Source organism: Xanthomonas sp. NCPPB 2933 (assembly GCF_056725225.1).
The window spans coordinates 2077561-2102203 of sequence record NZ_CM161518.1 but is presented as its reverse complement, the minus strand read 5'-3'; the positions used below and the strand labels follow the sequence as shown (position 1 = coordinate 2102203).

The following is a 24643-nucleotide window of genomic DNA, read 5'->3' as shown; positions in this document are numbered from 1 at the left end:
ACGATTTCAGGTCACAACCCGATAACAAGGCCGGTAATCCCCCGAGATCTTCATCCGGCGCTGCTCGACAAATCCGCGCAGGAGCTCATCCAGCGCCTGCATGATGTCCGGGTCGCCGTGGATCTCGAAGGGGCCGAACTCTTCGATGCGACGCATGCCGTCTTCCTTGACGTTGCCGGCGACGATGCCGGAGAAGGCGCGGCGCAGGTCCGCGGCCAGCGCGGGTGCGGGGCGGCCGTGGTGCAGGTCCAGGGCGGCCATGGCCTCGTGGCTGGGTTCGAACGGTTGCTGGTATTCGAGCGGGATGTGCACCGACCAGTTGAAGTAGTACGAATCCTTCTGGTCCTTGCGGTGCGCGCGCACCTCATGGATGCCTTCGGCCATGCGACGCGCCACCGCGACCGGGTCGCCGACGATGATCTCGTAGCGCGAAGCGACAGCTTCGCCCAGGGTGAGGCGGATGAAGCGGTCGATCTGCTCGAAATACGGCGCGGCAATGGTCGGGCCGGTCAGGATCAGCGGGAACGGCAAATCAGCGTTCTCTTCGCGCAACAGGATGCCGAGCAGATAGAGGATTTCCTCCGCCGTGCCGACGCCACCGGGAAACACCAGGATGCCGTGACCGATCCGAACGAAGGCCTCAAGGCGCTTCTCGATGTCCGGCATGATCACCAGGTGGTTGACGATCGGATTCGGCGACTCGGCCGCGATGATGCCCGGCTCGGTGACGCCGATATAGCGGGTGTGGTGCTTGCGCTGTTTGGCGTGGGCGATGGTGGCGCCCTTCATCGGGCCCTTCATCGCGCCCGGGCCACAGCCGGTGCAGATATCCAGGCCGCGCAAGCCGAGCTCGTAGCCCACCTGCTTGGTATAGAGATATTCGTCGCGCGAGATGGAATGGCCACCCCAGCACACGACCAGATTGGGGTCGGACGGCTGCAGGATGCGTGCGTTGCGCAGCTGGCCGAACACGGCGTTGGTGATGCCCTCGCTGGTATCGAGATCGGCGCGCTGCGCTTCGAGCTCGATCGCCATGTAGGCCAGATCGCGCACGACGGCGAACAGCAGCTCAGCCACACCTCGGATGATCTCGCCATCGACAAACGCCATCGCTGGCGCATTGCTCAGATCGATGCGGATGCCGCGATCCTGCTGGTTCACCTGGATGTCGAAATCCGGATACAGATCGCGCGCGGCGCGCGGGTCGTCCGAAGCGCTGCCGCTGGTGAGCACTGCTAGCGCACACCGACGCAACAGCTCGTGCATGCCGCCACTGGAGGCATCGCGCAAGCGCGCCACTTCCGCCTTGGACAACACATCCAGACCGCCACGCGGATAAATCCGCGCATCCACCACCGGCAGCGCCCGTGCTGCCGTACTGCTGAGTTCCATAGCTTGCTCCTGTCGTATCTCAGAACTTTAGCGTACTCACCCACCCAAAAGAAAACGGCCGGGAGAACCCGGCCGTTTTTGCAGACTTCGACACTCTAGCCAGCTTTAGAACTGGTAGCGGAAGCCCAACTGCAGCGCCCAACGGGAGATGCCCTTGTCGTCGTAGACGGTGGACAAGTCCGGTTCGTTGAAGCGGTAGACATATTTGCCGGTTGCAGCATCGATACCGCCGTACTCAACAACGCCCTTGAAGCCTGGGAACCCGTACTCGTCGACGCGACCCCACTTCTTATTGAGCAGGTTGCCCACGTTCATGACATCGACCCAGATCTGCGCCTTGTTGCCATCGAAGAAGCCAGGCAGTTCCTGCTCGAGATGCAGATCGAACTGATTCACCCAGGAGTTGCGAACGGCATTACGACCGGCCAACTGTCCCTGGTGCGAAGACAGATACTTGTCGTTGTTGACGTAGCTCCAGAAGGCATTCTCTTCAGCCGCACTTCCGAACAGCACATCGCCACGGCCATTCGGAATGTAGAGCAGGTCATTGGCGCGGCCATCACCATTGGCATCGTTATCGAACGTATAGCTATACGGACGACCGCTACGCCCCTGATAAATTAGACCAAGCTTGGTGGCGTAGTCACCGAAGAAGTTGTGCTTCCACTGTAGTGTACCGAGGATGCTGTCCTTGATCTCGTAAGCGGAAGTAGCGTTGACCTCTTCATTCGCCTGGAAGGTCGCTACATTCAACAGCTGCGAGCCCGACGTAGAGCTAGTCAGGCCGCTCACTTCCTTCGCGTTCGAGTACGTGTAAGCCAGGCTCCACGACCAGTCGCTGTCGTTGAAAGGTTTATTCAAACCGACGGTGAAGCTCTGCGTACCGCCCTGGTCTGTTGGACGCGCAATGATTGCATCGTTGAAGCCCTGATTGCTGTTGGCACGTGTCAGCGCGTTGCCAGTGAAGCGGCCCAAGCTATCCCAGCTCGCACGGTTGCGACCAACTGCGTTCCAGTAGATCTGACGACCATCCTGACCAACCGCAGTCGGGGCACCAAGATTGAGTTGCTGGTAGTAGATAGCCTCATTGACCTTAGTAACCACGCCTTCCAACGAACCGATAATGCCGTACCACGGCAATTCGGTATCGAATGCCAAGTTGGCTTTCCACACCGATGGCTGCCCAAGACCCTTGTCGACAAAGTCGACCGATTGGGTCGCTCCGCCGGTACCGGTGGGCTGGTTGTTAATATCCGGAGTGAAGCGAATACCGCCAGTGGCAATCTCGTTCGCGTTGCGGAAATTGTAGTCCGTATAAGCCAGACCGGTGTTGGAGAATGGATTGGACAGCCACACAGATGCGGCAGCACCCTGGAACAGACCAACACCACCACGTAACTGAGTGGGACGCTCGGCATCGAACGTGTAATTGAAGCCAAAGCGCGGCTGCCAAAGATCATTACCATCGAGCGTGGCGTCGTTACGCACGCCGAAGGCGTTGAACGCGGCTTGATTGAACTGCGGGCTGTCCGGAACCATCTGTTTGTCGTAGCGCAGGCCGAAGGTCAACGTCAGGTTGTTGTTGACTGCCCAGGTGTCCTGAACAAACAGGCCGAGGTTGCGCAGGCCCCACTTGGCTGCGATGTCATCAATATTACCGGTGTTCGAAGACGAATACCGGTAAGACACAGGACGATTGGCGCGGTAAGCAGCGATCGAATCAAAGTTGTAGGAACCGAAAACGCGCGGACCAAACAGGTTAAAAATATCGTTGTCTTCGTAGTCGAAGCCGAACTTCACCGTGTGATCGTTGAGGAACAAGTTGCCAGCGAAAAAAGCGTTCCATGTTTCGGTGCGCAACTCGTTGGCCTGAGTATTTGCTTCGGTACCGAGGTTCACCGAGTTTGCGCCCACGCGAACATTGATGGCCGGCAGCTGCGACGCTGCAGTACGCACAGCCGAGTAGTCGCGATAAGACACCTTGGCCTCTGTGGAGAAGGTCTCGGTCCAGTCGCTGAATAACTGAGCGGTATAGGTCTCCAACTCAAAATCGCGAGCGTAATGGAACGAGTTCAGAGCCAAGGAACTGGTGCTGAAACCATTGAGATTGGCGGTACTCTGCTCGGACTTGCCGTAACGAAACGAGCCTCGGTGCTTGTCGCTGATGTTCCAGTCGAGCTTGAAGCCCTTTTCCTCGGAGTCGGAATCCAATGCAGGCAACGTCAAGGTTCCGGGATCAAAACCGTACACATTGCGCGAAATATCGGCGATCTCGTCGACCTGCGCCTGGGTGATGTTTACCGTATTGCTTGCGCCAGAACCTGTCGGGCCAAAGCCGCTGTTACCGGTGAAAACACCTTTGCCCTTGTACTTTTCGTAGTTTGCGAAAAAGAACAGCTTGTCCTTGACGATCGGACCACCCAGGGTCAGACCGTAGGTCGACTCGCGATCAAATAGCTGCGGACGGATGTCGTTCTGATTCTTGCCAGACCAATCGTTCTCGCGATAGGTGCCATAGACCGAACCGTGGAATTCGTTGGTGCCCGACTTAGTGACCGCATTGATCACGCCACCGGTGCCGCCACTGATCGTGACGTCGTAATTGGCCACGTCCACGGAGATTTCATCGATGACGTCCATCGAGAACGGCTGGCGCGGGGTTGGCAGGCTGTTGGATTCCAGGCCGAAGGCGTCGTTGGTGCTGATGCCGTCGACGCGGATCGCGTTGTAGCGCGGATTCTGGCCTGCGATGGAGATTTCGTTACGCGCCTTGTCGGTCTGCGCGACGCGTGGATCCAGACGTACGTAGTCCTGCAGGTTGCGGTTGATCGACGGCAGCGATTCGATTTCTTCACGGGTCACATTGGTGCCGGTGCCCATTTTGTTGGCGCTGAAGATCGCCGAACCGTAGTTGCTGGCGATCGCCTGCACCGTGCCCAGCGTGGCCAGATCTCCGCCCAGGGCTGCATCGACCTGATTGACCTTGTCCAGGTTCAAATACACGCCTTCACGTATCGTGTTGCCTGCGCCGGAAGCGGCGATGGTGATGGTGTACGGACCACCCACACGCAAGCCGCGCGCGTTGTAGCGTCCGCTGGCATCGGTGGTGGCGCGGCTGACGGTGCCCGATTCGACGTGGGTGATCGTCACTTCGGCATTCGGCACCGGCTGGCCAGCGCTGCTGGTGACCACGCCAGCGACGCCGGCAGAGGTGCTCTGGGCAAATACGGGGGCAGCGGCAAGTGCGGCAACAAGGCCAAGCGTCAGCTTGGACATGCGAAGACAACGGGGGTGGGTCATTTCGGTAGCCTCGATACAGGTTGGGCAGTGACAAAAAGGCGCAGTCAGCCCAACCGTTCCCGGGGATGGGCTGCCGATGATCTGGGGTCCCTCGCCGCGCGGCTGGTTGCTGCCGCAACGGTTAACAACAGATTAACACGCTAAGGCCTGATTGTGACGGCGGCGTGACAAACTTCGCGCAGTGCAACATGAACTTCGCATGTGAAGGCGCAAACGCCATATTGTGCAAAGTCGCAGAGGGAGCGAGACGTGGGTCTTGAATGAAGCGCGCACGTGATGCGTGCGATGTTGGATGAGCGCCGCTTTACGCATCGGATGCGATGTGAAACCGTCTACCAGGTTGATGCGGAGCCATGCCACGGCGCAGACCGCTCATCGCTAAGCCTGTAGCCGAGCCGGGCCGAATGAGCAACATCCCAGATCAAGCTGCTCGCAAATCGTAGAGTGGGAGACAGTTAGTACACCGGATCAGTCTTGCGCTTGAGCTCCAGTCAACCGCCGGCCGCACCAACCTCATCCACGCACGCCGAGTGCCCTGCCCCAGCTCGCCCTAAATCGACACCGGCAACTTGAAGTAAGTGCCCAACCCGTCCAAGAACATCTGCACCGAAATGGCCACCAGCAGCATGCCCATCAGTCGCTCGATCGCGGTCAGTGCACGATGACCGAGCAGTTTGTACAACAGCGGGGCCGAGGCCAGGATGGTGGATGCACCGATCCAGGCAATCATCAGCGCCAGGCTCCAATCCCATAGCCGCGTTGGTTCGTTGCTGCCCATCAGCATCACTGCGGCCATGCCGGACGGGCCGGCCACCAGCGGGATCGCCAGCGGCACGATGAAGGGTTCGCCATCGGGGATTTCGCCCATCAGGCCTTCCGGGCGCGGGAAGATCATGCGGATGCCGATCAGGAACAGTACGATGCCGCCGGCGATCGCCACCGATTCCTGGCGCAGATGCATCAGCTCCAGCGCGTACTTGCCGCCCCACAGGAACGCCATCAGCACGAACAGGGCGATCAGCAACTCGCGCGCGAGCACGAAGCGCTGGCGCTTCGGCGGCAGCGGCTTGAGCACGCTGAGAAACACCGGGATATTGCCCAGCGGGTCGAGAATCAGGAATAGCAGCAAGGCTGCCGACAGGATGGTCATACGGAAGGACTCCAGATCGCACCACGGTGCGCAGCGCCCGCCATGGACAGCAAGGTGACGCAGGCGGACGCATAGCGCACGGGGTCGACCGCCTCGCTATCTTCCTGATGGGTGAAAGCACGTGCGCGCAAGGCAGTGCGCATCGGCCCGGGCTGCAGTCCGCTGATGCGGACCGGGCCAGCGACGGTTTCGTGATGCAGGCTGGCGAGCAGGCCACGCTGTGCATGCTGGGCAGCGCCATAAGCGCCCCAATAGGCCTGGCCAACGCGCGCCGGATCGTCCACAACGAAAACCACTGCTGCGTCGTCCTGCTGGCGCAGCAGTGGCAGGCAGGCATGGGTCAACCAGGCGCGCGCAGTGAGGTTGATATGCAGGTTGCGTGCGAAGTCTGCAGGGGCGGCGAGTTCGGCCGGGGTCAAGCCGGCGAAGTCGGCGGCGCAGTGCAGCAGGCCATGCAAACCACCCAGTTCTGACTGCAGACGTTGCGCAAGTGCGATGTAATCGTCTGGCGTAGCGCCGGCCAGATCCAGCGGATACAGCAACGGCTCCGGACCCAGCCTGGCGACCGCATCGTAGACCCGCTCCAGCGGGCGCAACTTGCGACCGAGCAGCACCACCGTCGCACCGGAAGATGCGCAGGCCTGTGCAGCGGCAGCGCCCAGGCCGCCGGCGGCACCGGTAATCAGCACCACGCGCTCAGCCAGCGCAGCCGCCTCGGGCTGGCCCTGCAACGCACTCACGGCTGATAGGCCTCACTGACGATGCGCTTGAGCTCGCCGGCTTCGAACAGTTCCAGCGTGATGTCGCAGCCACCGATCAGCTCGCCGTGGATAAACAATTGCGGGAAGGTCGGCCAGTTGGAATAGCGCGGCAGATTTGCGCGCACTTCGGGTTCTTCCAGCACGTTGACTGTGCGCAGCTGGTCGGCGCCGGCAGCGACCAATGCCTGCACTGCGCGACTGGAAAACCCGCACATCGGGAACTGCGGGGTGCCTTTCATGAACAACACGATCGAGTGTTGTTCGACTTCGGCCTGGATCCGTTCCATCACCGGCATTGGACTCTCCTGACTGGGAGCGGCAGGCCCGACCGCCGGGTCGGATAGACTTCCGCAAAGGCGCGCATTGTAAGCCTTCAGCGCGACCTGTCGCCGCACTCCCTTCGCTGCCCTTGCCATCATGCCGATCGAACACGCTGCACTGCCCTACTCCCGCGCCGCTCTGGAGCCGCATCTCTCATCCGCAACATTGGAGGCGCACCACGGCATCTGTCATCGCAGCGAGGTCGAACGGCTCAATGCGCGCATCGAAGGCAGCGAGTTCGCCGAGCTGACGCTGGAAGAGATCATCGCGCGGGCGCAAGGCACGTTGTTTCATCTGGCCGCGCAAGTGTGGAACCACAATTTCTACTGGCAATGCCTGCGCCCACGCGGCGGCGGCGAACCACTCGGCCGGCTGGCCGACAGCATCGCCACATCGTTCGGCGACTTCGCGCACTTCAAACAGGAATTCAACCGTGTCGCGCTGGGTACGTTCGGCTCGGGCTGGGTGTGGCTGGTGCAGCGCCCGGACGGCGCCTTGGCGGTCGTTGCCACGCCCAATGCGTCCACGCCGCTGACCGGGCCGGACACGCCACTGCTCGTCTGCGACCTGTGGGAACACGCGTACTACCTGGATTATCAGCAGGATCGCGCGCACTACCTGGACGCGTTCTGGAAGCTGATCAACTGGGAGTTTGTGGCTAGCCGGTTAGGCTAGCCATGCAGTTTGGCTCAGCGATGAGTAGTTGTGGTCGCGGTGAATAGATCGACCGACTGCTGCAGAGCCGCGCGTGGCGGCTATCGAGTTGCGCGACAAGGCTTAAGTACGAGTCGCGCGTTTTGCCTCTACATCACTGCGTCACCCCTCATACGCCTTGAAGATCACGCTTCGCTTAAGCGTGCAACCACCGGTCCAACCTGCGTTTCACGCTGCAAGGCACTGCCCGCATTGACCAGTGCGCGCGCAAGCAGCGGCGGCGTATCGGCGCGCAGCGTCGCATGGCCAACCTTGCGACCGACGCGCGCCTCCTTTCCGTAATCGTGCCAATGCCCACCGGGCACTGCAAGAAACGCAACCGCGTCCGGCATCGCACCCAGCCAGTTGAGCATGCAGGCGTAACCGCGCATTGCGGTGCTGCCGAGCGGTAAACCAAGCACCGCACGCACATGATTTTCGAATTGCGAGGTCTCTGCGCCTTCAGTGGTCCAATGGCCGGAGTTGTGCACGCGCGGCGCCATCTCGTTGGCGAGCAGTTCGCCATCGCGCACAAAGAGTTCCAGCGCGAACACGCCCACGTAGTCCAGGCGCTCGGCGATCGCGCGCGCATGCGCCTCGGCTACCGCCTGCAACTCGGCATCCACAGTTGCAGGCGCAAGACTGGCCGACAGCACGCCGTCCACATGCCAGTTCTCGGTCAGCGGCCAGGCGCGGAACTCGCCATCGCGGCCGCGTACCGCCACCACGCTGACTTCGCGCTGGAACGGCACGAAGGCTTCCACGATCAGCCCTACTTTCGCCGCCTGCGCACCGAGAGCGTCCCATGCGGCATCGGCATCGGCCAGCGTCCTGATGCGGAACTGGCCCTTGCCGTCGTAGCCGAAGCGGCGCGTCTTGAGAACACAGGGCGTACCGATGCGCAGCAATGCCGCATCGAGTCCCGCACGGTCGTCGATCGCGGCGAACTCGGGCACCGGAATGCCAAGCTCGCGGAACAAGGTTTTTTCGCTGAGCCGGTCCTGCGCCACCGCCAATGCGGCAGCACTTGGAAACACCGGCACCTGCGCGGCCAATTGCTGCGCGCTGGCGGCCGGCACGTTTTCGAAATCGAAGGTGATCACATCCACCTGCGCTGCGAATGCGGCAAGCGCAGCAGTCTGGTCGAATGCGCCGACCTGCAGCGGTGCCACCTGCCCTGCACAGGCATCTGCTGCCGGGTCGAACACCGCAAAGCGCAGCCCCAACGGCGCGCCGGCCAACACCAGCATGCGTGCCAGTTGGCCGCCACCCAGAATGCCAACCGTGGTCATTGGCGCGGATCGTCGCTGGCCATCACATCGTCGGTCTGCTTGGTACGAAACTGCGCCAATGCCAGGCCGATCTGCGCCTGCTCGGGTGCCAGCATCGCCGCCGCAAACAATGCGGCATTGGCTGCACCGGCATTGCCGATGGCAAACGTGGCAACCGGAATCCCGGCCGGCATCTGCACGATGGACAGCAACGAATCCATGCCGTTGAGCGCCTTGGACTGCACCGGCACACCCAGCACCGGCACCGCCGTCTTGGCCGCCAACATGCCCGGCAGGTGCGCTGCGCCACCAGCACCAGCGATGATCGCACGCAGGCCGCGTTCGCCCGCCTGCTCGGCATAGGTGAACAACACATCGGGGGTGCGGTGCGCGGAAACCACCTTGACTTCGTAAGGCACGCCCAACGCATCGAGCTTTTGAGCTGCGTGTTGCATGGTTTCCCAATCCGAACGGGAGCCCATCACGATGCCGACCAGCGGCGCGGAGTGGTTGGAGGTCATGGCCCTGCCCTGCGGTAAAGACGTATTCTAGCCAATCTCCACGCAAGACAAGACTTCGATGGATCGCAAACTGCTCGACCTGCTGTGCTCGCCCGACACCCGCCAACCGCTTTCGCTGCTCGACGGCAAGGGCCTGGAGGCACTCAACACCGCCATCGCTGGCGGAAACCTGCAGCGTGCCGACGGCACCGTGCAGGCACAGCCGCTGCGCGAGGCGCTGATCACCCGCGACCGCAAGCAGATCTTCCGCGTCGACGACGGCATTCCGGTGCTGCTGGCCGAGGAAGCCATCGGCACTGCGCAGATCGCCGACTTCCCCGAAAAGTGAGTTCTTCCGCGCGCACGACCGTGCCGAAGGCGCCCCCCGCCGCGCTGGTGGATGCCGATGTGGCACGCGCGCTGGCCGAGGACATCGGCACTGGCGATGTCACCGCTGCGCTGTTGCCCGATCAGGCAGACAGCGCGTATCTGCTGTGCAAGCAAGATGCGGTAATCGCCGGGCGCCCCTGGTTCGACGCCACGCATCGTGCGCTCGACCCCCAGGTGCGCATCGACTGGCAGGTGCACGAAGGCCAGCACGTGCGTGCCGGCACCGTGCTGGCCTTCCTGCATGGCCGCAGCCACAGCCTGGTCAGCGCCGAGCGCACCTCGCTCAATTTCATGCAGACGCTCTCGGCTACCGCGACCACGACCGCTGCGTACGTCGCTGCGGTGGCCGGCACCGGCACGCGCATCCTGGACACCCGCAAAACGCTACCGGGGCTGCGCGCCGCGCAGAAATACGCAGTGCGCTGCGGCGGTGGCGACAATCACCGCATCGGCTTGTTCGATACGGTGATGCTCAAGGAAAACCATATCCGCGCCGCCGGCTCGTTGAGCGCCGCCGTGCATGCCGCACGTTCGCAGCAACCGCAGTTGCCGCTGGTGGTCGAAGTGGAAACGCTGGAGCAACTACGCGAAGCATTGCGGGTGGGCTGCACGCGCATCCTGATCGACGACTTCGACCCGGCAATGCGCCGCGAAGCCGTGCGTATCGTTGCCGCCCTACCACTGGAACAACGCATTCCGCTCGAAGTGTCCGGCAGCGTGGATCTGGCCGGCATTGCCGCGATTGCCAACGATGGCGTGGACTGCATTTCCATCGGCGGCCTCACCAAGCACGTGCAGGCGGTGGATCTGTCGCTCAAACTCGGCCCGCCCCCACACTAGATTTCACGTGTGCCCGCAGGCAGCTCTGTCAGCCTGCTGCGATTGTTCAGTACTGGATCTGCGATGACTGTAAAACCTTGGCCGTGGATCTGCGTGTTGCTGGCAGGATGGGGCGGCAACGCGGCTGCTGCGGAAGTGTGCGATATGCCGCCACGGTTCGGCACCAGCCCTGCAGCGATCGCCATCGTGCGCAGCGCCTGCAACGAACACCGCTTGTGGCAACACCCCTTCATCGATACCAAAGGTCGCCTGGCCAGTCTTGGCGTAACCGAAGCCGAATCGGGCTATCTCGCCGACCATGGCGTGGTCGCATGGCAACGCGTCGCAGGCTACTGGCGCGACAGCGGCACGCTGGCATCGATGGGCGGTCGCCCCGGCGCATCCAGTTGCGCAGCGCTGGATGGCACGCGCTATACCGCCAGCGAGTGCCGCGCGTTTGTGGTCGACAATCCCTGGTCGGCGGCCTTCATTTCATGGGTGATGACGCAAGCCGGCCTGAGCGGCTTCCACCGTTCCGCGCGCCATCTGGACTACATCCGCAGCGCCTATAACGACGGCGCCAGCGGCCCGTACCAGTTCACCGATCCTGCGGTGGAAAAACCCGCCCCTGGCGATATGCTCTGCCTGCTGCGCGGACGCAATGTGTCGCTCGGCTATGCCGGCCTCAAGGCCGCGCTTGGCGGTAGTGCACCGATGCCGTGGCAATCGCATTGCGATGTGGTGATAGCTGCCAACGTCGGTGGCGACCGCACGCTGTATCTGATCGGCGGCAATGTGTTCAACACGGTGATGATGCGCAAGATGCCGCTGGATCGCGCTGGCCGCGTGGTGTTGCCGACGCCGCAGTCCGACACGGCTCAGGACCAGAACGAAGACAGCCTGGGCATCGCCAGCGAATGCACGCCAGCGCATGAAGAACTGTGCGATTTCAATCGACGCGACTGGGCTGCCTTGTTGAAGCTGCGTCCTGATGCGGTAATGACCGCGCCACCACCGAGTGAGCCGTTGCCCGCGCCTTCCGTTGTGCCCGCAGATCAACCGATGCCGCCGGGTTTTCCGCGTGTCGTACCGCCACGTCCCGAAGCGCAACCTGCGCCGACGCAGCAGCCTGGGTAAGAAGGATCAGAGCCCCTCTCCCGCCGGGAGAGGGGTTGGGGTGAGGGTACGAGGCGAAGCCCTCGCGTCGTTCGAACTGCACGAGGCTTCGCTCGTACCCTCATCCGCCCCTGCGGGGCACCTTCTCCCGGAGGGAGAAGGAAAGCATTGCTATCGGACAACAAAAAAGCGGGCCGAAGCCCGCTTTTTCGTCATGCATCACCCAAGTGATGCATTAGCCCGCAGCGATTACTCGGCCGAAGCCGGCACGCCCTCGCCTTCTTCCACTGCCTTGATCGACAAACGGATGCGGCCCTGCTTGTCCACTTCCAGCACCTTGACGCGGACCAGATCGCCTTCCTTCAGCTTGTCGCCGACCTTCTCCACGCGCTCGCTGGAAATCTGCGAGACGTGCACCAGGCCGTCCTTGCCCGGCAGGATGGTGACGAACGCACCGAAGTCCATGATCTTGGCGACCTTGCCCTCGTAGATGCGGCCCGGCTCCACGTCCGAGGTGATCTGCTCGATGCGCGACTTCGCAGCTTGCGCGGCAATCGCATTCACCGAGGCGATGATGATAGTGCCATCGTCCTGGATGTCGATCTGCGTACCGGTTTCCTTGGTGATCGCCTGGATGGTCGAGCCACCCTTGCCGATCACTTCGCGGATCTTGTCCGGGTGGATCTTGATGGTCAGCAGACGCGGCGCGTAGTCGCTCAGCTCCAGACGCGGGGTGGTCAGCGCCTTGGACATCTCGCCCAGGATGTACAGACGGCCAGCCTTGGCCTGCTGCAATGCCTGCTTCATGATCTCTTCGGTGATGCCTTCGATCTTGATGTCCATCTGCAGCGCGGACACGCCTTCGGCAGTACCGGCCACCTTGAAGTCCATGTCGCCCAGGTGATCTTCGTCACCCAGGATGTCGGACAGCACCACGAAGCGGTCGTCTTCCTTCACCAGCCCCATGGCGATACCCGCCACCGGTGCCTTGACCGGCACGCCGGCATCCATCAGCGCCAGCGAGCTGCCGCACACCGACGCCATCGACGAAGAACCGTTGGACTCGGTGATTTCCGAGACAACGCGGATGGTGTACGGGAATTCTTCCAGGCTCGGCATCACCGCGAGCACGCCGCGCTTGGCCAGACGGCCGTGACCGATTTCGCGACGCTTCGGCGCCCCGAAACGACCACACTCGCCCACCGAGTACGGAGGGAAGTTGTAATGGAACAGGAAGTTTTCCTTGTACTCGCCGCTGACCGCGTCGATCACCTGACCATCGCGGGCGGTGCCCAGCGTGGTGACCACGATCGCCTGCGTCTCGCCGCGGGTGAACAGCGCCGAGCCGTGGGTACGCGGCAGGATGCCGGCCTGCACCGAGATCGGACGCACGGTATCCAGTGCACGGCCGTCGATACGCACCTTGGTCTCCAGGACCGAGTCGCGCATGGTGTGGTATTCGAGCTCGCCGAATTCCTTCGACAGCTCGGCACTGCTCCAACCTTCCGAAGCAACCCGGCCGGCCAGCGACTCGAGCACGTCCTTCTTGATCGCGGAGATCGCGTCGCGACGCTGCAGCTTGTCGCGCACCTGGAAGGCGCCGGACAGCTGCGCGCCGACCGCTTCCTTCAGTGCATTGATCAGCGCGGTGTTCTTGGCAGGCGCAACCCAGGTGCTGGGCTTGGTGCCGGCTTCGACGGTCAGCTCGTTGATGACGTTGATGACCTTCTGCAGCTCGCGATGGCCGAAGGTGACCGCGCCCAGCATCACTTCTTCAGACAGCAGCGCCGCTTCCGACTCCACCATCAGCACCGCATTGGCGGTACCGGCAACCACCAGCTCCAGCTGCGAATCCTTCAGCTCGGAGATGGTCGGGTTGAGGATGTACTCACCGTTCTTGTAGCCCACCTTGGCGGCGCCGATCGGGCCGTTGAAGGGGGTACCGGCCAGCGACAGTGCGGCCGATGCGCCGATCAGCGCGGCGATATCGCCGTCGATGTCCGGGTTCATCGACATCACCGTGGCGATGATCTGTACTTCGTTCTTGTAGTCCTCCGGGAACAGCGGACGGATCGGACGGTCGATCAGGCGCGAGATCAGCGTTTCCTTCTCGGTCGCACGTCCTTCGCGCTTGAAGAAGCCGCCCGGGATGCGGCCGCCGGCATAGAACTTCTCCTGATAATCAACCGTCAGGGGGAAGAAGTCCTGCCCTTCGCGCGCACTCTTCGCGGCGACGGCGGTGACCAGCAGTACGGTGTCGTCGAACTTGACGATGACGGCGCCGCCTGCCTGGCGAGCGATTTCGCCCGTCTCCAGGGTGACGGTGTGCTTGCCGTACTGGAAGGTTTTGGTGATTTTTGCCACGGAGGTTTTTTCCTTAGGTGTTGCTGTCTTCGTTGGACCGTCGTCGACCCATGCCGAGAACGGGCGGCCGGGAGGCTCCGGCCCATGAATTACTTGGTGCAAATAACGGAATGCGAACGACCAAAACAAAACCGCGGCGCATCGCTGCACCGCGGTGGTAGGACTCGATTAGCGGCGCAGGCCGAGCTTTTCGATCAGCGACTTGTAACGCTCGCTGTCCTTCTTCTTCAAGTAGTCGAGCAGGCTGCGGCGACGGTTGACCATCTGCAGCAGACCACGACGGCTGTGGTGATCTTTCTTGTGGGTCTTGAAGTGACCGCTCAGCAGCTCGATGCGGGCGGTCAGCAGAGCGACCTGCACTTCCGGGGAGCCGGTGTCCTGGGCGCTGCGCTTGTTGTCTTCAATAACTTTCTGGGTGTCGACGGACATGTGTTTTCTCGATAGATGCGTGGTCGACAGGAACGTGCATGACGCACCGCCGGACTCGCCGTTTGCTTGGGATGAGCGCGCTTGGCGCTGGAGGTGCCCCGAACAGGGCCGCGAAATTGTAACGTCGTGCGAGCCCGGGGACAAGTTGACTAAAACTTAACAAGCCTGGGCTTCGTTCAGTCCATTGAACAAGCGCTGAGGCGACAACCGCCCTTCCATGTCCACCAGGCCTAGACCTAAGGGGATTCCGTCCGGTCCGAACACGGCCACCTGCCCATCCGGAAATGCGGCATCGCGCAAGCGCTGACCCATGCGAAAACGGGCCGTGTGTGCCTGGTCCAGGGTGATCCGCGCAAAATCGGCCAATCCGGCCCGGATCGGCAGCAACAATTCCTGCGCATCGGTACCGGCGTCCAGCGCCGCAGACAGCGCTTCCAGCGTGATCATCTGCGGGGTGCGGAACGGCTCGACCCAGAGCCGACGCAACGATGCTATATGCGCGCCGCAGCCAAGCAGCTCGCCCAGATCGCGCGCCAGGCTGCGGATATACGTGCCCGAACCGCAGGTCACGCGCAGTTGCAGTCGTGGCGCGGCATATCCGATCAGTTCGATCACATGCACATCGACTTCGCGCACCGGTGCCTCGATGATCTCGCCGCGGCGTGCCTTTGCGTATAGCGGCTCGCCGCCCTGCTTGAGGGCCGAGTAGATCGGTGCCTGCTGGGCGATACGGCCGACAAATGGCGCCAGCGCCGCACGCAGGGCGTCTTCGCTCAACTCGGGCACCGCACGCTCACGCAGCGGTTCGCCATCGGCATCGTCGGTATCGGTGGTGACGCCCAGCACCACCTCGGCGTCGTAGGCCTTGGCCGAACCAAGCAACACGCCGGCGATCTTGGTGGCCTCGCCCAGACACAACGGCAACAAGCCGGTGGCTAGCGGATCCAGGCTGCCGGTGTGGCCGCCCTTTTCGGCGCGCAGCAAACGGCGTGCGGACTGCAATGCGGTGTTGGAGCTGACTCCAGCCGGCTTGTCGAGCAACAGGATGCCGTGCAACGGGCGATAGACGATGCGGGGTTTCAAAAGATCAGTGCTCGAATCGGGCGCCATGCGCGCCCGTTGAAATCAGGGCCGCGTAGAAAGAGGCGGCCGTCCCAGACAGCGCTCAGCGCTGCTCGGCGTCTTCGTCGCTGGAGGCGGCCTCGGGGCCGATATCGTCCAGGTCACGCAACAGGTTGTCGATGCGCTCGCCGCGATCGACCGAATCGTCGTAATGAAAGTGCAGTTCGGGCACGTGGCGCAGCTTCATCGCACGCGCCAACTGCGTGCGCAGCTGACCGGCGATTTCCTTGAGCCCCTTGACCGCTTCGACCGAGCGCTCCTGCTGCAGCGCGGTGACGAACACCTTGGCATGCGCAAGGTCACGGGTGACTTCGACATCGGACACACTGACCGATGGCAGGCCGTGATCGCGCACGGCCGCGTGCACGATCGTGCCGAGGTCGCGACGCACCTGCGCCGAGACGCGGTCGGTGCGATGGAATGATTTGGTTGGCATGGTCGTGGACCTGGTTGATTCGGAGGGCCAGATGGCACCGAAGCCAAAAACGAACGTGGGCGGCCATGCCGCCCTCGCCTTGCAAAACGTGCTGTCCAAAAATCGGGCGTTACCGACTCCAGCTTGCCGACTCCGGAGCCCGCAGGCCCCGGTCGCCATGACAGCCGCAGCCGTTACAGCGTACGCGCGACTTCGATACGCTCGAAGCACTCGATCTGATCGCCGGCCTTGACATCGTTGTAGGCCTTCACGCCGATACCGCACTCGGTACCGTTGCGCACTTCCTCGACGTTTTCCTTGAAGCGACGCAGCGATTCCAGCTCGCCCTCGAACACCACGACGCTGTCGCGGAGCACGCGGATCGGCTTGCTGCGCTTCACCACGCCTTCGATGATCATGCAGCCTGCAACCGCGCCGAACTTGGAGCTGCGGAACACGTCGCGGACCTGCGCGATACCGATGATCTCTTCGCGGATTTCCACGCCGAGCAGACCGGAGGCGACCTGCTTCACCTGATCGATCACGTCATAGATGATCGAGAAGTAACGCAGATCCACGCCATTGGATTCGACGATCTTGCGTGCCGATGCATCCGCACGCACGTTGAAGCCGATCATCGTCGCCTTGGAAGCGGCGGCCGAATTCGCATCGGACTCGGTGATGCCGCCCACGCCGGAGTGGATCACGTTGATGCGGATGTCGTCGTTGGACAACGCCACCAGCGACTGCTTGAGCGCTTCCACAGAACCCTGCACGTCGGCCTTGATCACCAGGTTCAACACCTGCTGACCTTCGCCCTTGCCCATTTGCGCCAGGATGTCTTCCATGCGGTTGGTTGCCGAAGCCACCAGACGCGACTCGCGACGCTTGGTTTCGCGCTGCTGCGCCACGTCCTTGGCCAGACGCTCGTCGTCGACGACCACGAAGTCGTCGCCGGCTTCCGGCACGCCGGACAAGCCGAGCACCTGCACCGGGATCGACGGGCCCGCCGAAGCTGGCTGATGACCGGTCTCGTCGAACAACGCACGCACACGGCCGTACTGGATGCCGCAGACCAGGTAATCGCCCTTCTTCAGCGCGCCCTGCTGCACCAGCACCGTGGCAACCGGGCCGCGGCCCTTGTCCAGCGACGACTCGATGACGGTACCGCTGGCGCGGCCTTCCGACAGCGCCTTCAGCTCCAGCACTTCCGCCTGCAGCGAGATGGCATCCAGCAGCGTGTCCACGCCGGTACCGAGCTTGGCCGACACTTCGATGAACTGGGTGTCGCCGCCGAAGTCTTCGGCCACCACGTTTTCGGCCAGCAATTCGTTCTTGACCCGCAGCGGATCCGCGCCGGCCTTGTCGATCTTGTTCACCGCCACGATCAACGGAACGCCCGCCGCCCTGGCGTGCGCCACCGCTTCCTTGGTCTGCGGCATCACGCCGTCATCGGCAGCGACGACCAGCACCACGATATCGGTGATCTTGGCGCCACGTGCACGCATCGAGGTAAACGCGGCATGGCCGGGCGTATCCAGGAAGCTGATGACGCCACGACCGGTTTCGACGTGATACGCACCGATGTGCTGGGTGATGCCACCGGCTTCGCCCGAGGCGATCTTGGTGCGACGGATGTAATCCAGCAGCGAGGTCTTGCCGTGATCGACGTGACCCATGATGGTCACCACCGGCGGACGCTGCACGGCATCGCCTTCGGCACCTTCGGCGTGCGCCAGCAGCGCATCCTCGAAGTCGGCATTGTCGGCACGCGTGGCCTTGTGGCCGAGTTCTTCGGTCACCAGCGACGCGGTGTCATGGTCGATGCTCTGGGTGATGGTCGCCATGACGCCCATCTTGAACAACGCCTTGACCACATCGCCGCCCTTGAGCGCGAGCTTCTGCGCCAGATCGGCCACAGTGATCGTTTCGCCGATCGCCACTTCACGCACCACCGGTGCGGTCGGACGCTCAAACCCGTGCGGGCCGCTGTTGCCCTGATTGCCGCCCCGCCCGCTGTCGTTGCCACGGCGCGAAGAAGACGAACCCGGACGACCGGTCGGCTTGCTACGCACATTGGAACGACGCGCGCGATCGGCAGCGGACAGATGCAACTGCCCGGCAAAGCGCTTGGTCGCATCGTCGTCTTCGACGCCGGCCACCATGACGTGCGAACCGCGCGTCTTGTGCTTGGCCGCATTATTGCGATCGTCCGGACGTGCCGGCGTGGCCGGACGCGAGGCGGGCGATGCGCCAGCCGGACGGGCCGGACGCGGTGCAGAAGACGGCGACGACGGCGCACGTGCTGCAGGAGCGGAAGACGGCGTAGGCGCGGCGGCAACCGGCGCCGGCGCACTGGCAGCCGCAGCGGCTTCCTCGGCAGCCTTGCGCTCGGCTTCGATACGGTCCTTCGCGGCCTGCTCTTCATCGCGCTTGCGCTGAATCGCTTCGTCGCGCACGCGGTCGCTTTCGGCCAGCGCCTGCTGCTCGTCGAGGTTGCGCTGACGCGATGCGGCCAGCTTGGCCAGGATGTCAGCGCGCTCTTCGTCCGGCGTCATCGGCGCGGCACGGCCGCTGCCTTCATTTTCGGACTTCACGTAGGTGCGCTTCTGCCGCACTTCCACGTTGACCGTGGTCTTGGTGCGGCCGGCGCTGACCGTGACTTCCTGCAGCTTGCGCCGATTGAGCGTGATCTTCTTGGCTGCTTCGGTTGCCGCTTCGGCAGGCGTCTCGGCCTTGCCATGCGTGCGACGCAGGAAGCCAAGCAGTTTCATCTTCTCGGTGCTGGTCACGACCTGGTCGGGACCGCTGAACTTCATTCCGGCCTCGGCCAGTTGAACCAGCAGTTTATCGACCGGCGTATTGACCAGTTCGGCAAGCTTGCGGATGGTGGTTTGCTGCGACATTCGGATCCTATGATCTGGTTGGCGCCCCCTCGCCCAGAGCAAGGGAAGCGCTGATTCTAAGCCCTGATGGGGTCAGGGCGCGGTTCATTGCCGGCTCATTCGCCGCGCTCCAAACGGGCGATCTCCTCGGCGCGGGCTGCCAGGATCAGCGCTGCGGCGCGCTCCTGGGTCAAGCCCTCGATGCCGAAGTCGACGATCTCGTCCGCTGCCAGGTCGGACAAGTCCTCGCTGGTGCGCACGCCGTGCTCGGCCAGAGCAAAGGCCGTTTCCTCGTCCATCCCCTCCAGCGCCAGCAGGTCCTCGGTGGGCTGAGTTCCTTCCAGGCCTTCTTCCTCGGCCAGCGCGGCGTTGAGCAGCGCATCGCGGGCACGGGCACGCAACTCTTCGACGATGTCTTCGTCGAAGCCTTCCACCGCCAGCAACTCGCCGACCGGCACGTAGGCGATTTCTTCGACCGTATTGAAACCTTCGGTCACCAGAATCGCTGCGATTTCTTCGTCCACTTCCAGGCGATCCATGAACAACTGGCGCGCGGAGGTCTGTTCGGCTTCGGACTTGGCGGCCACCTGGTCGGCGGTCATCACGTTGAGCTGCCAACCGGTCAGGCGGCTGGCCAGACGTACGTTCTGGCCGCCCTTGCCGATCGCCTGGGCCAGGCGATCTTCTGCCACAGCCAGGTCCATCGAATGCTTGTCTTCATCGACGATGATCGACTGCACTTCGGCCGGCGCCATCGCATTGATGACGAAGTTGGCGGGGTTCTCGTTCCACAACACGATGTCCACGCGCTCGCCATTGAGCTCGTTGGACACCGCCTGCACGCGCGAACCGCGCATACCGATGCATGCGCCGATCGGGTCGGTGCGGGTGTCGTGCGCGATCACGGCGATCTTGGCGCGGTCGCCCGGGTCGCGGGCGCAGGCCTTGATCTCGACCAGGCCCTGGCCCACTTCCGGCACTTCGAGCTTGAACAGCTCGATCATGAATTCCGGCGCGGCGCGGCTGATGAAAAGCTGCGGGCCACGTGGTTCGGAGCGCACTTCGGCCAGATAGCCGCGTACGCGGTCGCCCGGACGCAGCACATCGCGCGGGATGCCCTTGTCCTTCGGAATGAAGGCTTCGGCATTGCCGCCCAGATCGACAAAGATATTGCCGCGCTCGGCACGCTTGACCACACCGGTGATCAACTCGCCGACGCGATCCTTCCAAGCGTCCACAACCTGCTGACGTTCGGCTTCGCGCACACGCTGCACGATCACCTGCTTGGCAGCCTGCGCGGCGATACGGCCGAAATCCGGGTTTTCGATCTGTTCTTCGATGTAGTCGCCCACATCCACGCCGTCGGCTTCGTCGATGGCATCCATCAGACGCACCTGGCGATCCGGCGACTCCATCACCACATCGTCGGCAACCACTTCCCAACGACGGTAGGTTTCGTAGTTACCGTCCTTGTGATCGATGGTCACGCGCGCCAGCACGTCCTGGTCGGGATAGCGCTTCTTCGCTGCGGAAGCCAACGCGGCCTCGATCGCATCGAAGATCACTTCGCGCGGCACGCCCTTTTCGTTGGCCACCGCATCCACTACCAGCAAAAGTTCCTTGCTCATTTAGTCACTCCGCGCGCGGCTTGCCAGCCGCCGACTCGTTGGATGGTTTCTTCTTCTCGTGCCCGGGTTTTTTCGGGCCGGGCTTATTCGGCTTTTGCGGCGCCAGGCCCAAAGCGACCCAATCCGGCAGGATGCGCGCCTTGTCGATGTTGTCGAAGCCGATCTGCACGTCCTTGCCATCGATGGCGAACACCACGGCGTCGGTCTCAGCCTCGATCCGCAGGATCTTGCCCTGAAAGCGGCGCCGACCATCCTGCGCCAGCTTCAGCACGATCTTTGCGGACTCGCCGGCATGACGTGCGAACTGTTCCAACGTAAACAAGGGGCGGTCCACACCCGGCGAAGACACTTCAAGCGTGTAGTTGCCAGTGATCGGATCTTCGACGTCGAGCTGGGCCGAGACTTCGCGGCTCACGCGCTCGCAGTCATCGACGTTGACCATACGCTCGGGCTGTTCGGCCAGCGGCACATCGATATACAGACGCAACGTGGCGCCACCTGGAGCGGGAAGATATTCCACACCCAGTAGTTCCAAGCCCAAGGACTCAACCGTTGGACTCAGCAGATTCGCGATTTCGGTCGCTTTTTCGCTCACAGACTGCCCTGATCAAATGATTGCCAGTAGAACCCCGGCAACCGGCAGCAAACTTTCCGGTTCCGGAAAAAACAAGGGGCCCGATGGGCCCCTTGCGTGAAAAAAGCCCGACCTCTCAGGGTCGGCGCAAAGACGGGAACATGCGTCTTTGCGATCCAAGAACATGAACTGCTGCCCTAAGGCAAACTGCGTTAAAGCAGCAATTCAAACTTGGTAGCGGGGGCAGGATTTGAACCTGCGACCTTCGGGTTATGAGCCCGACGAGCTGCCAGACTGCTCCACCCCGCAGCAGAAGCGGAATTATGAAGAACTTGAGCGGCAATTGCAAGCCCTAGTTTTTCATCGATTGAAAACCTTGGAGGTCTTCAACGTCGCGGCAAATGATAACCGCATTGCAACAAAAACGAAACAGCAATCACGACTTTATTTCAGTAACGCGTCAAAGGCGCGCCTGACGCACGCGCCCACAACGGTATGCAGGCACGTAAGTCTTACGCAAGGCCCGCAAATGCGCGCTGGCACCACACCATGATCGGGCTCCAGGCCAGACCGAGTGCCAACAGTGCGAGTGCGTTGACGCCGAGGACGGTACCAAGCACGCGGTCGTTGTTGGCCGGCAACGGCTCACCCACCGGCTCATCGAAGTACATGACCTTGATGACGCGCAGATAGTAGTACGCACCGATCACCGCGCAGAGCACGCCCACCAACGCCAGCCACAACATATCGCCCTTCACCGCGGCGCCCAACACGGCCAGCTTGGTCCAGAAGCCGAGGAACGGCGGGATACCTGCAAGCGAAGCCATGATGCACAGCACCAGGCCGGCCCTCCATGGATTGCGTGCGTTGAGCCCCTTGAAGTCGTCGATGTTCTCGGCTTCAAACCCGTTACGCGACAACGCGATGATGGCGCCGAACGCAGCGGTCGACATGATGGTGTAGCTCACTGCGTAGAACATCGCCGCGGCATAGCCTTCTTCGCCGCCACCGGCCACGCCCATCAGCAGGAAGCCGATATGCGAGACAGTCGAATACGCGAGCATGCGTTTGAGATTGGTCTGCGCAATCGCCATCAGGTTGCCGATCACCAGCGACAGTGCCGACAGGCCGCCGATCATCAGATGCCACTGCGGCGACAACGGACCCATGCCGACTTCGAGCAGCCGATAGGCCATACCAAAGGCAGCCAACTTGGGCGCGGAACTGATGAACAACGCGATCGGTGCGGGCGCACCCTGATAGACGTCGGGCAGCCACATGTGGAACGGCGCCGCACCCAGCTTGAAGGCCACGCCGGCGATCATGAAGATGGTGCCGGTCAGCAGCAGCGTGCGCTCGTTGGAGCCTTCGATGGCGTCATGGATACCCGCCAGGCTCAACGTGCCGGTAGCGCCGTAGACCAGCGACATGCCGTACAGCAACAGACCCGACGCCAGCGAACCAAGCACGAAATACTTCATCGCCGCTTCGGTGGCCAGGCCGTTATCGCGATTGGACGCGACCAGGGCGTACGAGCACAGGGCCAGCAGTTCCAGACCCAGATACACCATCAGCAGGCTGCCTGCCGAGGCCAGCAGCATCATGCCGGCGGTGGCGAACAACACCAGTACCGGGATTTCGCCCTGATAGAGATTGCGCTCGCGCAGGTAGGTCCAGCCATAAACCAGGCTCAACCCGCTGACCAGCACGATCACCGTCTTCATGACATCGGCGGCGGTGTCTCGGACGAACATGCCGTGGAAGGCTTCGCCCTGCCCGCCCGTTCCGGTCGCCAGCAACGCGAACACCACGGCCAACACGGCCACGGAGAACAGGTGGGTCCAGACCTTGTGCCGCTGGCTCATAAACAGATCGAGCATCAACAGAGCAAAGGCGCCGCCGATCAGCACCAGCTCCGGTGCGAGCGGAGCCAGGTCAGCGGTGGTCAACGGCGCGAGCGTTGGCGTGGTCATCATCAAATCCTGAAAATCGGTACGTACGGCAAGCAGTTACAGCTTGGTCGCGGCAATCTGGGTAGCCAGCTTGGCGATCGATGGTTCCATCAGATCGGTCAGCGGCTTCGGATACAGGCCCAGGGCCAGCACGCCAGCGGCGAACACCCCCAGCACGAATGCCTCACGGCCATTGATGTCCTTCAACTCGGCCACGTGTGCGTTGGCCACTTCACCGAAGAACACGCGCTTGTAGAGCCACAAGGTGTAAGCCGCAGTGATCACCAAGGTGGTGGCCGCGCCGAAGGCGATCAGCGGGTGCTTCTGGAAGCTGGCCAGGATCACCATGAACTCGCCGACGAAACCGCTGGTACCCGGCAGGCCGGCATTGGCCATGAAGAACAGCATGGCGAAGGTGGCAAACCACGGCATCACGTTGACCACGCCGCCGTAATCGGCGATGCGGCGGGTATGCATGCGGTCGTAGAGCACGCCGATGCAGGAGAACATCGCACCGGACACGAAACCATGCGAAATCATCTGCACCATTGCGCCCTGCAGGCCCAGGCGTGCGGCGTCGGTGCTGCCGTAGTCGCGCACCAGGGTGAAGGCGATAAAGGTGCCGAGAGTGACGAAGCCCATGTGCGCGATGGACGAATACGCCACCAACTTCTTCATGTCGTCCTGTACCAACGCCACCAGGCCGACGTAGATCACCGCGATCAGCGACAGCGTGATCACCAACCAGGCGAACTCATGGCTGGCGTCCGGCACGATCGGCAGGTTGAAGCGCAGGAAGCCGTAGCCACCGATCTTCAGCGCGATCGCGGCCAGGATTACCGAACCGGCGGTCGGGGCCTCGACGTGCGCATCGGGCAACCAGGTATGCACCGGGAACATCGGCACCTTGACCGCGAAGGCGATCAGGAACGCGAAGAAGATCCAGGTCTGCTCCTTGGCGGTCAGCTGCAGCGCGTACAGGTCGGCAAGCTGGAAGCTGCCGCCCTTCAGATACAGGTAGACCAGGCCCACCAGCATCAGCACCGAGCCGAGGAAGGTGTACAGGAAGAACTTCATCGCCGCATAGATACGCCGTGGGCCGCCCCAGACACCGATGATCAGGAACATCGGGATCAGCATGGCTTCGAAGAAGACGTAGAACAGCATCGCGTCGGTGGCAGCGAAGATGCCCAGCGTGACGCCTTCCAGGATCAGGAACGCCGCAACGTACTGATTGACGCGCTTGTCGATCGAGCGCCAGGCGCCGATCAGGGCGAGCACCGTCACCAGTGTGGTCAGCACGATCAACGCGACCGCGATGCCATCCACGCCCAGGTTGTAGCCGATGTTGTAGGCCGGGATCCAGGCGTGCAGTTCGACGAATTGCAAGGCGTCATTAGCCGTGTCGTAGCCCAGCAGCGGCAGACTCAGCACAAAGGTCGCCACCGCCACCGCCAGCGATGCCCAGCGGGCAGTCTCGGCGTTGCGCAACGCAAGGATCAGGGCGCCACCGATAATCGGCAGCCAGATCAAGATAGACAGTAAAGGCCAGTTCGACACG

The 24643-nt window shown here is 62.5% G+C and carries 20 protein-coding genes and 1 tRNA gene; 4 read left to right on the top strand and 17 right to left on the bottom strand.

What is annotated here, in order from left to right; all coding sequences use genetic code 11:
• Positions 1–6: 6 nt before the first annotated feature.
• The 5 genes from ppnN to grxD form a co-directional block, all read right to left on the bottom strand.
• Positions 7–1392 (bottom strand): nucleotide 5'-monophosphate nucleosidase PpnN, encoded by a 1386-nt coding sequence (gene ppnN, locus AC1PLU_RS08575; RefSeq protein ID WP_115040428.1) that lies wholly within the window; start codon positions 1390–1392, stop codon positions 7–9.
• Between the two features lie 105 nt (positions 1393–1497).
• Positions 1498–4692: a TonB-dependent receptor gene (locus AC1PLU_RS08570; RefSeq protein WP_481108205.1), complete on the bottom strand. Its 3195-nt coding sequence runs from the start codon at positions 4690–4692 to the stop codon at positions 1498–1500.
• A gap of 550 nt (positions 4693–5242) precedes the next feature.
• Positions 5243–5842, bottom strand: coding sequence for a YhgN family NAAT transporter (locus tag AC1PLU_RS08565; RefSeq protein ID WP_006450537.1), 600 nt, complete (start codon positions 5840–5842; stop codon positions 5243–5245).
• On the bottom strand, positions 5839–6582 hold the full coding sequence (locus AC1PLU_RS08560; RefSeq protein ID WP_481108204.1) for an SDR family NAD(P)-dependent oxidoreductase: 744 nt from the start codon (positions 6580–6582) through the stop codon (positions 5839–5841). The genes AC1PLU_RS08565 and AC1PLU_RS08560 overlap by 4 nt, the downstream gene beginning before the upstream one ends.
• Positions 6579–6899, bottom strand: coding sequence for a Grx4 family monothiol glutaredoxin (gene grxD, locus AC1PLU_RS08555; RefSeq protein ID WP_481108203.1), 321 nt, complete (start codon positions 6897–6899; stop codon positions 6579–6581). Before grxD ends, AC1PLU_RS08560 begins: the two co-directional genes overlap by 4 nt.
• Before the next feature lie 121 nt (positions 6900–7020).
• Here grxD and AC1PLU_RS08550 point away from each other — a divergent pair, with 121 nt between their 5' ends.
• The gene (locus AC1PLU_RS08550) at positions 7021–7599 is read left to right on the top strand and encodes a superoxide dismutase (RefSeq protein ID WP_481108202.1); all 579 of its coding nucleotides are present in this window, start codon (positions 7021–7023) and stop codon (positions 7597–7599) included.
• A 164-nt stretch (positions 7600–7763) separates the two neighbouring features.
• Here the strand turns inward: AC1PLU_RS08550 and AC1PLU_RS08545 are convergent, their stop codons facing one another.
• Both AC1PLU_RS08545 and purE read right to left on the bottom strand, forming a co-directional pair.
• Positions 7764–8909 carry a 5-(carboxyamino)imidazole ribonucleotide synthase gene (locus AC1PLU_RS08545; protein WP_481108201.1) on the bottom strand — a complete coding sequence of 382 codons (1146 nt, stop codon included), beginning with the start codon at positions 8907–8909 and terminating at the stop codon, positions 7764–7766.
• Positions 8906–9409: a 5-(carboxyamino)imidazole ribonucleotide mutase gene (purE, locus tag AC1PLU_RS08540; RefSeq protein ID WP_115040433.1), complete on the bottom strand. Its 504-nt coding sequence runs from the start codon at positions 9407–9409 to the stop codon at positions 8906–8908. Before purE ends, AC1PLU_RS08545 begins: the two co-directional genes overlap by 4 nt.
• A 58-nt stretch (positions 9410–9467) precedes the next feature.
• Here purE and AC1PLU_RS08535 point away from each other — a divergent pair, with 58 nt between their 5' ends.
• The 3 genes from AC1PLU_RS08535 to AC1PLU_RS08525 all read left to right on the top strand — a co-directional run bounded on the left by AC1PLU_RS08535 (position 9468) and on the right by AC1PLU_RS08525 (position 11734).
• Positions 9468–9737, top strand: a complete 270-nt coding sequence (locus AC1PLU_RS08535; RefSeq protein WP_023904445.1) for a Trm112 family protein — start codon at positions 9468–9470, stop codon at positions 9735–9737.
• A complete protein-coding gene (gene nadC, locus AC1PLU_RS08530) occupies positions 9734–10618 on the top strand; it encodes a carboxylating nicotinate-nucleotide diphosphorylase (protein ID WP_481108200.1) in 885 nt (294 codons plus the stop codon). Before AC1PLU_RS08535 ends, nadC begins: the two co-directional genes overlap by 4 nt.
• A 63-nt stretch (positions 10619–10681) precedes the next feature.
• The gene (locus tag AC1PLU_RS08525) at positions 10682–11734 is read left to right on the top strand and encodes a DUF2272 domain-containing protein (RefSeq protein ID WP_481108199.1); all 1053 of its coding nucleotides are present in this window, start codon (positions 10682–10684) and stop codon (positions 11732–11734) included.
• Positions 11735–11962: 228 nt separating this feature from the next.
• On the opposite strand, the gene pnp is transcribed toward AC1PLU_RS08525, so the two are convergent.
• The 10 genes from pnp to AC1PLU_RS08475 all read right to left on the bottom strand — a co-directional run bounded on the left by pnp (position 11963) and on the right by AC1PLU_RS08475 (position 24642).
• Positions 11963–14077 carry a polyribonucleotide nucleotidyltransferase gene (pnp, locus tag AC1PLU_RS08520; RefSeq protein ID WP_006450547.1) on the bottom strand — a complete coding sequence of 705 codons (2115 nt, stop codon included), beginning with the start codon at positions 14075–14077 and terminating at the stop codon, positions 11963–11965.
• Between the two features lie 168 nt (positions 14078–14245).
• Positions 14246–14506, bottom strand: a complete 261-nt coding sequence (rpsO, locus tag AC1PLU_RS08515; RefSeq protein WP_006450548.1) for a 30S ribosomal protein S15 — start codon at positions 14504–14506, stop codon at positions 14246–14248.
• Positions 14507–14662: 156 nt separating this feature from the next.
• On the bottom strand, positions 14663–15589 hold the full coding sequence (gene truB, locus AC1PLU_RS08510; protein WP_481108198.1) for a tRNA pseudouridine(55) synthase TruB: 927 nt from the start codon (positions 15587–15589) through the stop codon (positions 14663–14665).
• A gap of 82 nt (positions 15590–15671) precedes the next feature.
• Positions 15672–16064 carry a 30S ribosome-binding factor RbfA gene (rbfA, locus tag AC1PLU_RS08505; protein WP_006450550.1) on the bottom strand — a complete coding sequence of 131 codons (393 nt, stop codon included), beginning with the start codon at positions 16062–16064 and terminating at the stop codon, positions 15672–15674.
• A gap of 173 nt (positions 16065–16237) precedes the next feature.
• On the bottom strand, positions 16238–18949 hold the full coding sequence (gene infB / locus AC1PLU_RS08500; RefSeq protein ID WP_481108197.1) for a translation initiation factor IF-2: 2712 nt from the start codon (positions 18947–18949) through the stop codon (positions 16238–16240).
• Between the two features lie 95 nt (positions 18950–19044).
• Positions 19045–20556: a transcription termination factor NusA gene (gene nusA, locus AC1PLU_RS08495; protein ID WP_006450552.1), complete on the bottom strand. Its 1512-nt coding sequence runs from the start codon at positions 20554–20556 to the stop codon at positions 19045–19047.
• 4 nt (positions 20557–20560) lie between these two features.
• Positions 20561–21151, bottom strand: coding sequence for a ribosome maturation factor RimP (gene rimP / locus AC1PLU_RS08490; protein WP_481108196.1), 591 nt, complete (start codon positions 21149–21151; stop codon positions 20561–20563).
• A 211-nt stretch (positions 21152–21362) separates the two neighbouring features.
• A tRNA-Met gene (locus AC1PLU_RS08485) sits at positions 21363–21439 on the bottom strand.
• A 203-nt stretch (positions 21440–21642) separates the two neighbouring features.
• Positions 21643–23103, bottom strand: coding sequence for an NADH-quinone oxidoreductase subunit NuoN (gene nuoN / locus AC1PLU_RS08480; protein WP_481108195.1), 1461 nt, complete (start codon positions 23101–23103; stop codon positions 21643–21645).
• 36 nt (positions 23104–23139) lie between these two features.
• Positions 23140–24642, bottom strand: a complete 1503-nt coding sequence (locus AC1PLU_RS08475) for an NADH-quinone oxidoreductase subunit M (protein WP_023904453.1) — start codon at positions 24640–24642, stop codon at positions 23140–23142.
• Between the last annotated feature and the right edge of the window lies 1 nt (position 24643).

Coding starts and splice junctions, on each gene's coding strand:
- ppnN (WP_115040428.1), bottom strand. CDS start 1,392: ATGGAACTCAGCAGTACGGCAGCACGGGCGCTGCCGGTGGTGGATGCG.
- AC1PLU_RS08570 (WP_481108205.1), bottom strand. CDS start 4,692: ATGACCCACCCCCGTTGTCTTCGCATGTCCAAGCTGACGCTTGGCCTT.
- AC1PLU_RS08565 (WP_006450537.1), bottom strand. CDS start 5,842: ATGACCATCCTGTCGGCAGCCTTGCTGCTATTCCTGATTCTCGACCCG.
- grxD (WP_481108203.1), bottom strand. CDS start 6,899: ATGCCGGTGATGGAACGGATCCAGGCCGAAGTCGAACAACACTCGATC.
- AC1PLU_RS08550 (WP_481108202.1), top strand. CDS start 7,021: ATGCCGATCGAACACGCTGCACTGCCCTACTCCCGCGCCGCTCTGGAG.
- AC1PLU_RS08545 (WP_481108201.1), bottom strand. CDS start 8,909: ATGACCACGGTTGGCATTCTGGGTGGCGGCCAACTGGCACGCATGCTG.
- purE (WP_115040433.1), bottom strand. CDS start 9,409: ATGACCTCCAACCACTCCGCGCCGCTGGTCGGCATCGTGATGGGCTCC.
- AC1PLU_RS08535 (WP_023904445.1), top strand. CDS start 9,468: ATGGATCGCAAACTGCTCGACCTGCTGTGCTCGCCCGACACCCGCCAA.
- AC1PLU_RS08525 (WP_481108199.1), top strand. CDS start 10,682: ATGACTGTAAAACCTTGGCCGTGGATCTGCGTGTTGCTGGCAGGATGG.
- rpsO (WP_006450548.1), bottom strand. CDS start 14,506: ATGTCCGTCGACACCCAGAAAGTTATTGAAGACAACAAGCGCAGCGCC.
- rbfA (WP_006450550.1), bottom strand. CDS start 16,064: ATGCCAACCAAATCATTCCATCGCACCGACCGCGTCTCGGCGCAGGTG.
- infB (WP_481108197.1), bottom strand. CDS start 18,949: ATGTCGCAGCAAACCACCATCCGCAAGCTTGCCGAACTGGTCAATACG.
- nusA (WP_006450552.1), bottom strand. CDS start 20,556: ATGAGCAAGGAACTTTTGCTGGTAGTGGATGCGGTGGCCAACGAAAAG.
- nuoN (WP_481108195.1), bottom strand. CDS start 23,103: ATGACCACGCCAACGCTCGCGCCGTTGACCACCGCTGACCTGGCTCCG.